Consider the following 13722-nt stretch of genomic DNA (forward strand, 5'->3'; position numbering starts at 1 on the left):
GGCCTGCATGGCCGCGCCGCTCGCGATGCGGTTGTCGACGACGCTGGAGACGACGCCGAGGAAGACACCCTCAAGGGCGGCGTACGTCAGGATCAGCGCGGGCGAGGCCTTGCGCTTGAAGGCCTGCACGAGGCCGAGCACCATCGCGACGAGACCGGCGCCGATGGCGATGCCGTACGACTTGCTGATGTTCGCGTCGTCCACCGGCAGCAGCGCCCAGGCGAGCGCCGCAGTGACGACGCGAACATCAGCAAGTCGTACGGCATCGCCATCGGCGCCGGTCTCGTCGCGATGGTGCTCGGCCTCGTGCAGGCCTTCAAGCGCAAGGCCTCGCCCGCGCTGATCCTGACGTACGCCGCCCTTGAGGGTGTCTTCCTCGGCGTCGTCTCCAGCGTCGTCGACAACCGCATCGCGAGCGGCGCGGCCATGCAGGCCGTCCTCGGCACGATGGCCGTCTTCATCGGCGTCCTCGTGGCGTACAAGGCGGGCTGGATCCGCGTCAACCGCCGGTTCTACGGCTTCGTGATGGCCGCGGCGATGGGCTTCCTGCTGCTGACCGCCGTGAACCTGCTGTTCGCGGTCTTCGGCGGCGGTGACGGCCTCGGCTTCCGCAGCGGCGGCCTCGGCATCGTCTTCGGCATCGTCGGCATCCTGCTCGGCGCCTGCTTCCTCGCCCTGGACTTCAAGCAGGTCGAGGACGGCATCGCGTACGGCGCGCCGAAGGAAGAGGCCTGGCTCGCGGCGTTCGGCCTGACGATGACGCTGGTCTGGATCTACATGGAGTTCCTGCGCCTGATCGCGATCTTCTCGGGCAACGACTGACGATGATCGCCGGGTGACCGGTACCCACCGAAGGGCCCGCCGACCGCTGTGGTCGGCGGGCCCTTCGCCGTGTGGATGCGGGTGTCGGTCAGCGCAGGTTGCGGGCGGCCCGCCGCAGGTCGTACTCGTGGATGATCGCTTTGGCGTGGCCGTACGCGAGGTTGTGCTCGGCGCGGAGCCAGCTCACCTTCTCCTCGAAGCGGAAGAGAGAGGGGCCTTCGTCCACGGCGCGGAGCCAGTCGGAGACTTCTCGACCAGTGCAGTGGGGGATGCGGGCGAGCAGGTTGCGGTGGGTCTCCTCGGAGAAGACTTGTGACATCGGCGCCTCCGGACGCGTCGCGATGTGTTCCGTCCTTCACGACACCGTGCCTGAGGGTTGGTGTGTTGGCAACAGTCCCGCAGAGGCGCATAAGGTCGCGGGGTGCTCGATACGACGCCTTTGACGGCCGCAGTGGACCAATTCGCCGACCGGCTGCGGGCAGCCCCGCAGAGCCGCCTCCAGCGCGGGGCGGCGACCGAAGCGCTCGCCCTGGCCAGGGAATTGGCGGTGCGCACACAGGCCATCGAGGAACCGGGGGCGCCGCCCCGGGAGATGCCGGACGCGGGGATGTTCGCCGCCGCGGACCAGATCACCGTCGCGGGGCACGACCTGGCCCTCGTCCTGAAGGAGCCCGAGGACCTTGAGCGGGCGCTCGAACTGGTGGCGCTGGCACAGAAGAAGGCCGGGGTGTAGGGGCCGTACGGAAGGACCCCGCACCCGGCCCGCCGGGGACGTTCAGACCGAGGCGATGACCCGGTCGGCCAGGATGTAGACGTTCTCGGTGCCGCACTCGAAGGTCAGGGCGTACGCGCCGGAGATGCCCGAGCCGCCGAGCAGCACCGGGGCGTGGCCCTCGCGCAGGGCGTGGGCGAGCAGCTCCGCCGTCTCGCGGTGGCCCGGGGTCATGCAGAGCGTCGTGCCGTCCGCGAAGACGTAGACGTCCAGGGTCCCGAGCGGTCCCGGCCGGACGTCGGCGAGGGCGGTGCGGGCGTCGGCCAGCTCCTCCAGGCAGGCCACCGTGCGCTCGTGGTCGCCGTACCCGTCGGAGGCGGGCGTCTGCACCGGCACGAAGTCCGGGTGCGAGGGGTGGCGGCGGCGGGCCGCCGCCAGTTCGGGCGAGTCCCCGGCGAACTCGTCGGCCACCGGCTCGGCGAAGGGCTCGGTCACCGGCTCCAGGCTGTCCGCCTCCAGGCCCGCGAAGTCCGCCTGGCGGGGCAGGAACAGCTCGTCTGCGATGCCGTCGGGCAGGCCGGGGAGGCCGTGCAGGAGGGACGGCGCGTCGGTGCCGTCACGGGTCTCCTGGGCGGCCCAGAAGGCACGGGCCTCGGCGAGCTCGCGCTCCCGCTCCTCGGCGAGCGCCTCGGCCACGGCCGCGCGTATCTCGTCGGTGTCCACGGAGGCGCGGGCGGCGGGCACCGTGGGGTGCGGGCCGCTCGCGGCGCGGCTTTCGGCCAGCTCGGTCTGGAGGGTTTTGATTTCAGCGAGCTGCTTCCGAAGCCCGTACACGGCGTGCAGGGCAGCGGCGCCCACGGCCGTGGCAGCGGCCGCGGAGAGCAGCAGGGCAAGAGGCATGGCGCTCACTGACGTACTCCCGGTTTCAAGTCGACCCCCGACTTCCTACATCAGCTTGAAGCCTGCACGATCCACCTGTCAGTGCATTACGTCACGAAATGGACAGGACTTTCGGCCCGGTGTTTATCCACAGAACCGCTCTGAGCTGGGCATATGCATCTCCCCCAGGAGATAGGTCACATCCTGGGGGAGATTGGGTCACGAAAGGATGCAGAGACGGAGCGTCAGAGGAGCGAACTCTGCGTCAACGAAAACAGGTGTTTTCCGGGTGACGGCCGGGCTGATCCGAACGAATGGTCCTAGCTGAGCCGCTCGATGACCATCGCCATGCCCTGCCCGCCGCCGACGCACATCGTCTCCAGGCCGAACTGCTTGTCGTGGAACTGGAGGGAGTTGATGAGCGTGCCGGTGATGCGGGCGCCCGTCATGCCGAAGGGGTGGCCGACGGCGATGGCGCCGCCGTTGACGTTCAGCTTCTCGATCGGGATGTTCAGGTCGCGGTAGGAGGGGATCACCTGGGCGGCGAAGGCCTCGTTGATCTCGACGAGGTCGATGTCGTCGATGGTGAGCCCCGCGCGCCGGAGCGCCTGCCTGCTCGCCTCGACCGGGCCGAGGCCCATGATCTCGGGGGAGAGGCCGGTGACGCCCGTGGAGACGATGCGGGCGAGCGGGGTGAGGCCGAGTTCGCGGGCCTTGGTGTCGCTCATGATGACCAGGGCGGCGGCGCCGTCGTTCAGCGGGCAGCAGTTGCCCGCGGTGACCAGGCCGTCGGGGCGGAAGACGGGCTTCAGACCCTGGACGCCCTCCATCGTGACGCCCGCGCGCGGGCCGTCGTCCTTGCTGACGACCGTGCCGTCCGGGGTGGTGACCGGGGTGATCTCGCGCTCCCAGAAGCCGTTCTTGAGGGCTTCCTCGGCGAGGTTCTGCGAGCGCACGCCGAACTCGTCCATGTCCTGGCGGGTGACGCCCTTGGCGCGGGCCAGGTTCTCCGCGGTCTGGCCCATGGCGATGTAGGCGTCCGGGATCAGGCCGTCCTCGCGCGGGTCGTGCCAGGTGGAGCCCTCGGTCTTGGAGACGGCCTCGGTGCGGGCCTCGGCGTCGGCGAAGAGGGGGTTGTGGGTGTCGGGCAGGCCGTCACTCGTCCCCTTCACGCTGCGGGACACCATCTCGACACCGGCGGAGATGAAGACGTCCCCCTCGCCCGCCTTGATGGCGTGCAGGGCCATGCGGGACGTCTGGAGGGAGGAGGAGCAGTACCGGGTGACGGTGCAGCCCGGCAGGTGGTCCATGCCCATCTGCACGGCGACGATGCGGCCGAGGTTGTGCCCCTGCTCGCCGCCCGGCAGGCCGCAGCCGAGCATCAGGTCGTCGATGTCCCTGGGGTCGAGCTCCGGCACCTTGGCGAGGGCGGCCTCGATGATCGTGGCGGTCAGGTCGTCCGGCCGCAGATCCTTCAGCGACCCCTTGAAGGCGCGGCCGATCGGGGTACGGGCGGCAGAGACGATCACGGCTTCGGGCATGTCGGACTCTCCTCTGGCGGGGGCGCCTTTGGGTGTGCTTCGGCTGGACTCCCTGGGAAGTTACCTGCACGTAGTGGTGACCGTCACTGGGTCGGCCCTGTGACACGGGACGCATTTCTAAGCGGGCGCTCAGGCCGTTGGGCCTTGGCCGGTTTCCCATGGCGGGCCCTGCTTGCCGCTGCGCGGCGGCTGGGCGCCCTCGCCGTGTCCGTCGTCTGCGGGTCGTTCTGGGCTTGTCGCGCAGTTCCCCGCGCCCCTTGGGCACCCGGCGTCGACCTGGGGGAGCGGGCGCTCAGGCCGTTGGGCCTTGGCCGGTTTCCCGTGGCGGGCCCTGCTTGCCGCTGCGCGGCGGCTGGGCGCCCTCGCCGTGTCCGTCGTCTGCGGGTCGTTCTGGGCTTGTCGCGCAGTTCCCCGCGCCCCTTGGGCACCCGGCGTCGACCTGGGTGGGGAGCGGGTGCGCGGGTCGTTGGCCGACGACGGTGGCGCGCCCCTCAGGGGCGCGGGGAACTGCGCGACAAGCCCCCACCGACCCGCAGGCGGCGACGGCGGTAGGGGTCTCCAGGGGCGCGGGGAACTGCGCGAAAAGCCCCCGCCGAGCCGCAGGGGGCACGGACGAGGCGCGGCCCCCTAATGGGCCGGTGACGGTTCCGGCGCGTGGATGCGGCGGCGCCGACGGCGCTTGAGGAGTGCCCACGGCCCCCGGGGGCCCGACGGCATGGCCGCCGTGACCTCCGTGCCGCCCTCCGCCGCCGCCTGGGCCGCCGCCCGGGCCACCGGCAGGAACCCCTCGTCCCGCGAGACATCGGGGTGCTCCTCCTCGGGCCATACGCCGAGCGCCGCGCAGAGCGTCGGAAGCACCGCCATGGCGGCGGTCGCGTACCCCTCCGCCGAGGGGTGGTAGTTGTCGGGACCGAACAGCTCCCGGGGATTCGCCGCGAACTCCGGACCGAGCAGGTCGCCGAGCGAGACCGTCCGTCCGCCCTGCTCCACGACCCCGATCGTCTGCGCCGCGGCCAGTTGCCGCGAGACCCGGCGGGCCAGCCACCGTAGCGGCTGGTAGACGTTCTCGACGGTCGAGAGGTCGGGGCACGTACCCACGACGACCTCCGCCCCCGCCGTCCGCAACCGCCGCACCGCCGCCGACAGGCACCGCACGGAGCGGGTCGCGGGCATCCGGTGCGTCACATCATTCGCGCCGATCATGACGACGGCCACGTCCGGCACCCAGGACGGGTCCGAGAGGATCAGCGTCACCTGCCGGTCGAGGTCGTCGGACTGGGCCCCGGGCAGCGCCACGTTCCGCAGGTCGACGGGCCGCTCGGCGACCGCGGCGAGCCCCGAGGCGAGCAGCGCCGCCGGGGTCTGCCTGGCCCGGTGCACGCCCTGCCCCGCCGCCGTGGAGTCACCGAGCATGGCGAACCGCAGCGGCTCCGAGCTGGGCGGACGCTCCGTGTCGTCCGGGAAGGCCCGGCCGTAGCGGCCGTCCGCCCGCGGTGGATCGGCGTGGGCGCCCCCGCCCACGTACCGCTTCGCGAGCTGCACCTCGGCGAGCACCACGCCCACCGCGGCGGCCCCGAGGAGCCCGATGCCTCCGCCGCCGTACGCCGCGCCCGCTGCGATCCGTCGTGCCACCCTCGCCCTCGACATGCCCCGCAGCCACCTCCTCGTCGCCGATTCGCCGTACATCCACTCATTGCCCCGTAAGCACGGTCGGCCAATCGCGAGCGGAGGTGAACGGATGAGGCGGAGCCTTAGGCTGACCGCACCAATTCGTCGCACTACATCGCAGCCCGGAGACAACGGTGCAATTCCACGATTCGATGATCAGTCTCGTCGGCAACACCCCGCTGGTGAGGCTCAACAACGTGACCGCGGGCATCCAGGCGACCGTCCTGGCCAAGGTCGAGTACTTCAACCCCGGCGGCTCCGTGAAGGACCGCATCGCGCTGCGCATGATCGAGGCGGCCGAGCGGAGCGGGGAGCTGAAGCCCGGCGGCACCATCGTCGAGCCGACGTCCGGCAACACCGGGGTCGGCCTCGCCATCGTGGCCCAGCAGAAGGGCTACAAGTGCATCTTCGTCTGCCCCGACAAGGTGTCCCTCGACAAGATCAACGTGCTGCGGGCCTACGGCGCCGACGTCGTGGTCTGCCCGACCGCCGTCGACCCCGAGCACCCGGACTCGTACTACAACGTCTCCGACCGCCTGGTGCGCGAGACGCCCGGCGCCTGGAAGCCCGACCAGTACAGCAACCCGAACAACCCGCTCTCGCACTACCACTCCACGGGCCCCGAGCTCTGGGAGCAGACGGCGGGGAAGATCACCCACTTCGTGGCGGGGATCGGCACCGGCGGCACCATCTCCGGTACGGGCGGCTATCTGAAGGAGATCTCCGAGGGCGCGGTCACCGTCGTCGGCGCCGACCCCGAGGGGTCCGTGTACTCCGGCGGCTCCGGGCGGCCCTACCTCGTCGAGGGCGTCGGTGAGGACTTCTGGCCGACCGCGTACGACCGGAACGTGACGGACGAGATCATCGCCGTGTCCGACAAGGACTCCTTCCAGATGACGCGGCGGCTCGCCAAGGAGGAGGGGCTCCTCGTCGGCGGCTCCTGCGGCATGGCGGTCGTGGCGGCGCTGCGGGTGGCGGAGCGGCTCGGTCCTGACGACGTCGTGGTCGTGCTGCTTCCCGACTCCGGGCGCGGCTACATGAGCAAGATCTTCAGCGATGAGTGGATGAACGACTACGGCTTCCTGGAGCAGGCCGGTGACGCGCCCCGCGTCGGCGACGTGCTGCGCCGCAAGGAGGGCGGCGCGCTGCCCTCGCTGGTGCACATGCACCCCGAGGAGACGGTCGGCGAGGCCATCGACGTGCTCCGGGAGTACGGCGTCTCGCAGATGCCGATCGTGAAGCCGGGTGCGGGGCACCCCGACGTGATGGCCGCGGAGGTCATCGGCTCGGTCGTCGAGCGGGAGCTGCTCGACGCCCTGTTCACCCAGCGCGCCTCGCTCTCCGACCCGCTGGAGAAGCACATGTCGGACCCGCTGCCGCAGGTCGGCTCCGGTGAGCCGGTCGCCGACCTGATGTCGGTGCTCGGTGCCGCGGACGCGGCGATCGTCCTGGTCGAGGGCAAGCCGACCGGGGTCGTGAGCCGCCAGGACCTGCTGGCGTTCCTCGCGGAGCAGCAGGGGCAGTAGGGGCCGGCGCCACCGTCCGGTGGCCGGATTTCGCGGAAGCGGTACGAGCCCGACATGTGTGCGCAGCACCCGCTTAACACGGGTCCGGCACATTGGTGGTTGTCGGCGTCAGGAAATCCGGAGCGGCTCCCGGACCTCCAGCGACGCCCGGACGTGGCCTGGCCTGACCCGGTACACGTCCCGCGCGGGGACCGCCGTCGTCCCGCCCCCTGGGTCACCCGGGGGTGCGGCGGTTCCCGCGCCCGCACCCCTCACGGGGGCCGAGCGCGGGGCCTTCAGTCGTCCCACTCCGTCTCGCGGTCCTTGCGGCGCTGTCCGATGAGGGTGCCGCGGGCGGCCTGGGCGATGTTGACGCCCACGATGCCCGCCCAGGTGGTGAAGAGGCCCGGCATCCCGGCGTTGACCACGCCGATCGCGGAGAGCGGGACCGCGAGGATCAGGGAGATCACCCCGAAACCGAAGCGCTCGCCCCAGGAGTCGGCCGCGGCCCCCGGTGAGCGGGCGCCACGGGCGACCACCATCTGCTGCTCGGCCAGGTGACGGCGGAGCCGGCGGTCGATCGTGCCGTCCAGGCGCTGTTCGACCTTTCCGAGGAAGGAGTCGACCAGTGCGGAGTCGTACTCTTCGCCGAGCTCTCTGCGGGCGTGCAGAGTGGCGTCGAGTTCCTTCTTGAGTTCGGCGTCACGGGCTTCCATACCGCGTTACGTTACGGCGCCGGAGCCGTGTCCGCGGTGGGGCTAGCCCCCCTCTGCGCCCGGGGCCCATCCCCAGGGCCCTGCGGGTTCCGCCGGGCCAGCGCCCAGTAGAGCACCGCGGGCACCACGAGGCCCACGAGCCACGACACGTCCGCGCCGCCCAGGGGTTCGACGAGCGGCCCGGTGCAGAAGTGCGTGGCGAGGAAGGGCAGCTGGGCGAGGACCCCGACGCCGTAGACGACGAGGGCGTCCCAGCGCCAGGATCCGTACCTGCCGTGCGGGTCGAAGAGGGCGGGGACGTCGTACCGCTCCCGCGAGATCAGGTAGTAGTCGACCAGGTTGATCGCCGACCACGGCGTGAAGAACGTCAGCAGGAACAGCAGGAAGTCCTTGAACGACGTCAGGAAGCTGTCCTTGCCGAGCAGCGCCACCGCCGTGCCCGCGATCATGATGAGAGTGATGTACGCGGCCCTGCCGCGCGGGGTCAGGACCTTCTGGCCGCGGAAGCCGCTGATGCTCGTGACCATCGACATGAAGCCGCCGTAGGTGTTGAGCACGTTGATGGTCAGCTTGCCGAGGGCGATCACGAAGTACAGGAAGGAGGCGATCAGGCCGGTGCCGCCGAGGCCGACCACGTAACCGACCTGGTTGTCGAGGAAGGCGCCGCCCGCGCTCGCCGCCACGAGCACCCCGAACGTCATCGACCACTGCGAGCCGATCGCCGAGCCCGACAGCGTCCACCAGAACGTGGCCTTCGCCGAGGTGGTGCGCGGCAGATAGCGCGAGTAGTCCGCCACATAGGGGCCGAAGGCGAGCTGCCAGGAGGCCGAGAGGGAGACGGCGAGCAGGAACATCGGCAGGTCGAAGTGGGCGTCGTTCAGGAGCGCGGGGAGGTCCAGGCGGTTGAGGAGCCGGACGCCGAGATAGACGAAGGCCACCGCGCAGATCACGCTCGCCACCCGGCCGAGCGCATGGATGACGCGGTAGCCGACCGCCGCCATGATTGCCGTGACCAGCGCGAAGAGCACGATGCCGGTGGTGTCGGCGGTGTGCGTCAGCCGGGCCGTGGCCTGTCCGGCGAGGACGCTGCCGCTCGCGAAGAAACCGACGTACATCAGGATCACCAGGAGCAGCGGGACGACCGCGCCCTTCACGCCGAACTGGGCCCGCGACTGGATCATCTGCGGCAGGCCGAGCTTCGGCCCCTGTGCCGAGTGCAGCGCCATCACCGCGCCGCCGAGCAGGTTGCCGAGCACCAGGCCGACGAGCGACCACACCACGTCGCCGCCGAAGACGACGGCGAGCGCGCCCGTGACGACCGCGGTGATCTGGAGGTTGGCGCCCAGCCAGAGCGTGAACTGGCTGAACGCCGTGCCGTGCCGTTCGTCGTCCGGGACGACGTCGATGGAGCGCCGCTCCACCAGGTCTTCCGCTGCCATGCGGACCCACTCCCTCGCTGTCGGACCTACGCCTGCGGGCTGCTGCCGCTGCTTCTTCGGGCCGCTACTTCTTCCTCAGGCCGTGCCGCGCCGCCCACTCCTCCGCGACGTCCCGCGGGTCCTCCTTGTCCTTGTCCACCAGGCGGTTCAGCTCGGTGAGCTGCGCGGTGGTCAGGAGGGCGCCGAGGCGGGCGAGCGCCTTGCGCACCGTCGAGTCGGCCTTGCGGTCGGCGATGAGCGGCACGACGTGCTGGCCGGGGACGAGGTTCCTGGGGTCGGTGAGGACGACCCAGTGCTCGGCGGCTATGTCGGTGTCGGTGGTGAAGAGGTTCGCCACGTCGATGTCGCCCTTGCGCAGGGCGCCCTTGACCAGCGGTCCCGAGGAGTCGAGGGACTTGAACTCCTTGAACTCCACGCCGTACACGTCCTTGAGCCCGACCACGCCCACCGTGCGCTTCTTCACCTCGGGGGCGGCGCCGATGACCAGCTTGCCGTTGTGCTCGGCGAGGTCCGCGAGGGACTTCAGGCCGTACTTCCTCGCGGTCTCGCGGGTGACGGCGAAGGCGTCGGAGTCCTCGGCCCGCCCGTAGGGGAGGATCTGGAGCCCGCGCGGCAGGCGCATGGCGAGGGCGTTCTGCATCTCGCCCTCCTCGGTGGCCCTGGCCTTGGGGTCGAGGTAGTGCAGGAGGGCGCCCTGGTACTCGGGCAGCAGGTCGATGTCCCCGCCCTTGAGCGCGGGGATGAGGATCTCGCGGGTGCCGAGGTTGGGCCGGACGCTCGTCTTCACCCCGGCCGCCTCAAGCGCGGTGGCGTAGAGGTGGCCGAGGACCTGGTTCTCGGTGAAGTTGGCGGTGCCGATCGTGACGCCGTTCTTGCTGGAGCCGCCGCCACCGCCGCCGGAGCCGCCGCCGTCGAGGGAGGTGATGCCGCCGCTGCACGCGGCGAGCGCGGGGACGGAGGCGGTGGCGAGGAGTCCGCCGAGGAGGGTTCTGCGGTTCATGGGGATCGCTCCTAGGCCTGCTGGGTGGGGCGGTGGCGGAAGAGGGCGCGCTGGAGGCCGGAGAGCGCGAGGTCGAGTACGACGGCGACGACCGCCACGAGCACGGCACCGCCGAGCACCTGGACCAGGTCGCGCTGGGCGAGCCCGTCGAAGACGTACCGGCCGAGGCCGCCGAACGAGACGTACGCGGCGATGGTCGCCGTCGCGACGACCTGGATCAGCGCGAGCCGGAGCCCGGTCATGATCAGCGGCAGCGCGAGCGGCAACTCGACCTGGAGGAGCACTTGGTGGGCCCGCATGCCCTGGCCGCGTGCCGCGTCCCGCACCTCGGGGTCGACGGCGGTCATGCCCGCGTAGGTGTTGGTGACGATGGAGGGGACGGCGAGGGCGACGAGCGCGATGTAGACGGGCCACATGGACAGGCCGCTCGCCAGGAAGACCAGGACGACGAGTCCGACGGTGGGCAGCGCCCGGCCGAAGGAGGAGAGGTTGATGGCGAGGAAGGCGCCGCGTCCGGTGTGCCCGATGAGCAGGCCGAGCGGCAGCGCGATGGCCGCCGCGATGAGCGTCGCGAGCAGCGAGTACTGGAGGTGCTCGGCGAGGCGGTGACCGATGCCGTCGGGGCCGGTCCACTGCTCACCGCTGACCAGCCAGGCGCCGAGGTCCTTGAAGAGTTCGTACATGTCAGGAGCTCCTCCGGCGGCGGGTCCAGGGCGTCAGGACGTACTGGAGGGTGACGAGCAGCGCGTCCGCGACGAGCGCCAGGAGCAGGGTCAGGACGACGCCGACGATCACGGGGGTGGGGAAGTTGCGCTGGAAGCCGTCGGTGAAGAGCTGGCCGAGGCCGCCGTCGCCGATGTACGTCGCCACCGAGACCAGGGAGATCGACATGACCGTCGCGATCCGTACGCCCGCCATGATCACCGGGAGGGCGAGCGGGAGCTCGACGGTGAGCAGGGTCCGCAGGGGGCGGGTGCCCATGGCCTTCGCGGCCTCCTTGGTCCTTGCGGGCACGGAGTCCAGGCCCTCGACGGTGTTCCGCAGGAGCACGACCAGGGTGTAGATCGTCAGGCCGATGACGGTGGTGGTCCTGGTGAGGCCGCTGACCGGCAGGAGCAGTACGAAGACGGCGATCGACGGGATCGTGAACAGGATGTTCGACAGCCCGAGCAGGAGCCCCCGCAGCGGGCGCACGCGGTGCGCGAGGACGGCCAGCGGGAGGGAGATCAGCAGGCCGAGCAGGACGGCGGAGAGGGCGGCCTGGAGGTGCGAGAGCGTGAGGCTGGTGAGGTCGTCGGTGTGGTCGCCTATCCACGACCAGTCGACGCTCACGGGGTGCCGTCCGGCAGGGGGGCGGTGACCGGTGCCGCGGGCTCGGGAGTGGCCGCCGTGCCGCCCGCTTCTTCCGCCGCCTTCCGCTGGCGCGTCTGCCTGGCGGCGTCCGTCGGCGGGTGCGGGTCGTCCTCGGCTGGCCGCGCAGTTCCCCGCGCCCCTTCCAGGGGCCCGCTCACGGACCGGCCCCTTTCGTGTGCCGCCGAGGCCCCCGCCTGGATGTCCTCCCGCGACGACACCCCCGTCAGGCGGCCCGCCCCGTCGACGCGGGCTGTCAGGCCCGTGGGGGAGGAGAGGGACTCGTCCAGGGCGGCGAGGAGGGAGTCCGTGTCGCGCAGGGGGCGGACCGGGACGTCCGGCGCGTCGCCGTCCTTGTGCCGCCAGGCCAGCGGGGCGCCCGCCGCGTCCAGGCGGAGCGTCCAGGCGCCGCCCTCGGGGGCCGGGCCCTGCGGGACGTCGGCCAGGGTGACCAGGGAGAGCAGCTTCAGGCCGCGCTCGGCGCCGAGGAAGTCCGCGACGAAGTCATCGGCGGGGCGGGCGAGCAGCTCCGCCGGTTCGGCGCACTGCACGAGGTGGCCGCCGGTGCGGAAGACGGCTATGCGGTCGCCGAGCCGCACGGCCTCGTCGATGTCGTGCGTGACGAAGACGATGGTCTTGGACAACTCCCTCTGGAGGCGCAGCAGTTCGTCCTGGAGCTGGGTGCGGACCACCGGGTCCACCGCGCCGAACGGCTCGTCCATGAGCAGCACCGGCGGATCGGCGGCCAGCGCCCGCGCCACGCCGACGCGCTGCTGCTGGCCGCCGGAGAGCTGGTGCGGGTAGCGCTTCCCGGCGTCGGCGGCGAGGCCGACCGTCTCCAGGAGCTCCGCCGCCCGCGCCCTGGCCTTCCTGCGGCCCCAGCCGAGCAGCAGCGGCACCGTGGCGATGTTGTCGAGGACGGTGCGGTGCGGGAAGAGCCCGGACTGCTGGATGACGTAGCCGATGGAGCGGCGCAGATCGGCCGCGTCCTGCTCCAGGACGTCGCGCCCGCCGACCCGGATGGTGCCGGAGGTCGGGTCGACCATGCGGTTGATCATGCGGAGGGTCGTCGTCTTGCCGCAACCGGAAGATCCGACGAGGACGGTCACACCGCCTTCCGGCATGTCGAGCGTGAGGTCGTGGACCGCTGTCGTGCCGTTCGGGAAGCGTTTGTTGACCGTGTCGAACTGGATCATGAGGAGTCCCTTGCCCGGCTGTATATCGTCATGCAGAGTTCTCGCTGTCTGAATAAGTTGTCAATGCCTCGGCGGAAATCGCTGGCACCAAGTGGCCGCAGGGCAAGACTGGGCGTCCGATTGAGGAGGGAATGAGAGTGAAGTCGTCTCATATCGCGGACACGACGCAGAGCGACTGGGAAGCGGTCGTCGTCCTCGACGGCCGGGGAATGATGGTCGCAGACGTCGTACGCCTGGCCGAATCCGACGCCCGCCCCGTCCCCGCCACCGACGGCATGAAGCGCGCCGAGGAGTCCTGGAACGCCGCACGCGAGATCGCCGCCTGGGGCCGCGTCTACGGCCGCTCGACCGGCGTCGGCGCCAACCGGAACGAAGACGTGCCCACCTCGGCGGCCGCCGATCACGGCCTGCGGCTGCTGCGCTCGCACGCCGGGGCGATCGGCGCCGAACTGCCCGCCCGGCAGGTCCGCGCCATGCTCGCGGTCCGCGCCAACCAGCTCCTCGCGGGCGGCGCCGGACTGCGCCCCAGCATCGTCACCGCCCTCTGCCAGGCCCTGGAGACCGGCGCCTGCCCGAGGGTCAACGAGTTCGGCTCGGTCGGCACCGGCGACATCGCCGCCCTCGCCCAGATGGGCCTCGCCCTCGCCGGTGAACACCCCTGGCAGGGTCCGGGCGCCGCCCCCGAGCCGCAGCCCCTGGACAACAACGACGCCCTCGCCCTCATCAGCAGCAACGCCCTCACCCTCGGCCAGTCCGCGCTCGCCCTGCACGAACTGCGCGGCCTTCTCGGCGCCACCCAGGTGGTCGCCGCGCTCTCCCTGATGGCGGTCGACGGCTCCTACGAGGCGTACGCGCTGCCCGTCCACGAGGCACGCCGCCACCCCGGCTCGTACG

General features: G+C 71.3%; 13 protein-coding genes and 2 pseudogenes. 4 read left to right on the forward strand and 11 right to left on the reverse strand.

Features of this window, described 5'->3' with window-relative positions; genetic code table 11:
- Positions 1 to 240, reverse strand: a pseudogene (locus tag AB8Z36_RS12190) (Bax inhibitor-1/YccA family membrane protein); the annotation flags it as partial.
- On the opposite strand from AB8Z36_RS12190, the pseudogene AB8Z36_RS12195 reads away from it, so the two are divergent.
- Positions 235 to 822: pseudogene (locus AB8Z36_RS12195) on the forward strand (Bax inhibitor-1/YccA family protein); the annotation flags it as partial. The pseudogenes AB8Z36_RS12190 and AB8Z36_RS12195 sit on opposite strands and share 6 nt — an antisense overlap.
- An 88-nt stretch (positions 823 to 910) precedes the next feature.
- Here AB8Z36_RS12195 and AB8Z36_RS12200 read toward each other — a convergent pair.
- The gene (locus AB8Z36_RS12200) at positions 911 to 1141 is read right to left on the reverse strand and encodes a DUF4287 domain-containing protein (protein WP_365142541.1); all 231 of its coding nucleotides are present in this window, start codon (positions 1139 to 1141) and stop codon (positions 911 to 913) included.
- Positions 1142 to 1243: 102 nt separating this feature from the next.
- On the opposite strand from AB8Z36_RS12200, the gene AB8Z36_RS12205 reads away from it, so the two are divergent.
- Entirely contained in the window at positions 1244 to 1555 is a 312-nt protein-coding gene (locus tag AB8Z36_RS12205) for a hypothetical protein (RefSeq protein ID WP_369213270.1), read from the forward strand.
- Positions 1556 to 1597: 42 nt separating this feature from the next.
- Here AB8Z36_RS12205 and AB8Z36_RS12210 read toward each other — a convergent pair whose 3' ends face one another.
- From AB8Z36_RS12210 to AB8Z36_RS12220, 3 genes are all read right to left on the reverse strand, one after another.
- Positions 1598 to 2434 (reverse strand): hypothetical protein, encoded by an 837-nt coding sequence (locus AB8Z36_RS12210; RefSeq protein ID WP_369213281.1) that lies wholly within the window; start codon positions 2432 to 2434, stop codon positions 1598 to 1600.
- A gap of 299 nt (positions 2435 to 2733) precedes the next feature.
- Positions 2734 to 3954 carry an acetyl-CoA C-acetyltransferase gene (locus AB8Z36_RS12215; protein ID WP_369213271.1) on the reverse strand — a complete coding sequence of 407 codons (1221 nt, stop codon included), beginning with the start codon at positions 3952 to 3954 and terminating at the stop codon, positions 2734 to 2736.
- A 627-nt stretch (positions 3955 to 4581) separates the two neighbouring features.
- Positions 4582 to 5601 (reverse strand): SGNH/GDSL hydrolase family protein, encoded by a 1020-nt coding sequence (locus AB8Z36_RS12220; RefSeq protein WP_369213272.1) that lies wholly within the window; start codon positions 5599 to 5601, stop codon positions 4582 to 4584.
- 155 nt (positions 5602 to 5756) lie between these two features.
- Between AB8Z36_RS12220 and AB8Z36_RS12225 the strand changes: the two genes are divergently transcribed.
- The gene (locus tag AB8Z36_RS12225) at positions 5757 to 7148 is read left to right on the forward strand and encodes a cystathionine beta-synthase (protein ID WP_369213273.1); all 1392 of its coding nucleotides are present in this window, start codon (positions 5757 to 5759) and stop codon (positions 7146 to 7148) included.
- Positions 7149 to 7423: 275 nt separating this feature from the next.
- On the opposite strand, the gene AB8Z36_RS12230 is transcribed toward AB8Z36_RS12225, so the two are convergent.
- The 6 genes from AB8Z36_RS12230 to AB8Z36_RS12255 form a co-directional block, all read right to left on the reverse strand.
- Positions 7424 to 7843, reverse strand: a complete 420-nt coding sequence (locus AB8Z36_RS12230; RefSeq protein ID WP_369213274.1) for a hypothetical protein — start codon at positions 7841 to 7843, stop codon at positions 7424 to 7426.
- 11 nt (positions 7844 to 7854) lie between these two features.
- The gene (locus AB8Z36_RS12235) at positions 7855 to 9282 is read right to left on the reverse strand and encodes a purine-cytosine permease family protein (protein ID WP_369213275.1); all 1428 of its coding nucleotides are present in this window, start codon (positions 9280 to 9282) and stop codon (positions 7855 to 7857) included.
- Positions 9283 to 9346: 64 nt separating this feature from the next.
- Entirely contained in the window at positions 9347 to 10282 is a 936-nt protein-coding gene (locus tag AB8Z36_RS12240) for an ABC transporter substrate-binding protein (RefSeq protein ID WP_369213276.1), read from the reverse strand.
- Between the two features lie 11 nt (positions 10283 to 10293).
- The gene (locus tag AB8Z36_RS12245) at positions 10294 to 10965 is read right to left on the reverse strand and encodes an ABC transporter permease (protein WP_369213277.1); all 672 of its coding nucleotides are present in this window, start codon (positions 10963 to 10965) and stop codon (positions 10294 to 10296) included.
- A 1-nt stretch (position 10966) separates the two neighbouring features.
- Positions 10967 to 11614 carry an ABC transporter permease gene (locus AB8Z36_RS12250; RefSeq protein ID WP_369213278.1) on the reverse strand — a complete coding sequence of 216 codons (648 nt, stop codon included), beginning with the start codon at positions 11612 to 11614 and terminating at the stop codon, positions 10967 to 10969.
- Positions 11611 to 12828 (reverse strand): ABC transporter ATP-binding protein, encoded by a 1218-nt coding sequence (locus tag AB8Z36_RS12255; RefSeq protein WP_369213279.1) that lies wholly within the window; start codon positions 12826 to 12828, stop codon positions 11611 to 11613. Before AB8Z36_RS12255 ends, AB8Z36_RS12250 begins: the two co-directional genes overlap by 4 nt.
- A 131-nt stretch (positions 12829 to 12959) precedes the next feature.
- Between AB8Z36_RS12255 and AB8Z36_RS12260 the strand changes: the two genes are divergently transcribed.
- A partial coding sequence (locus tag AB8Z36_RS12260; protein WP_369213280.1) for an aromatic amino acid lyase occupies positions 12960 to 13722 on the forward strand: 763 nt, incomplete at its 3' end.

The sequence above is a fragment of the Streptomyces flavofungini genome (genome assembly GCF_041028215.1).
GTDB classification, from domain to species: domain Bacteria; phylum Actinomycetota; class Actinomycetes; order Streptomycetales; family Streptomycetaceae; genus Streptomyces; species Streptomyces flavofungini_B.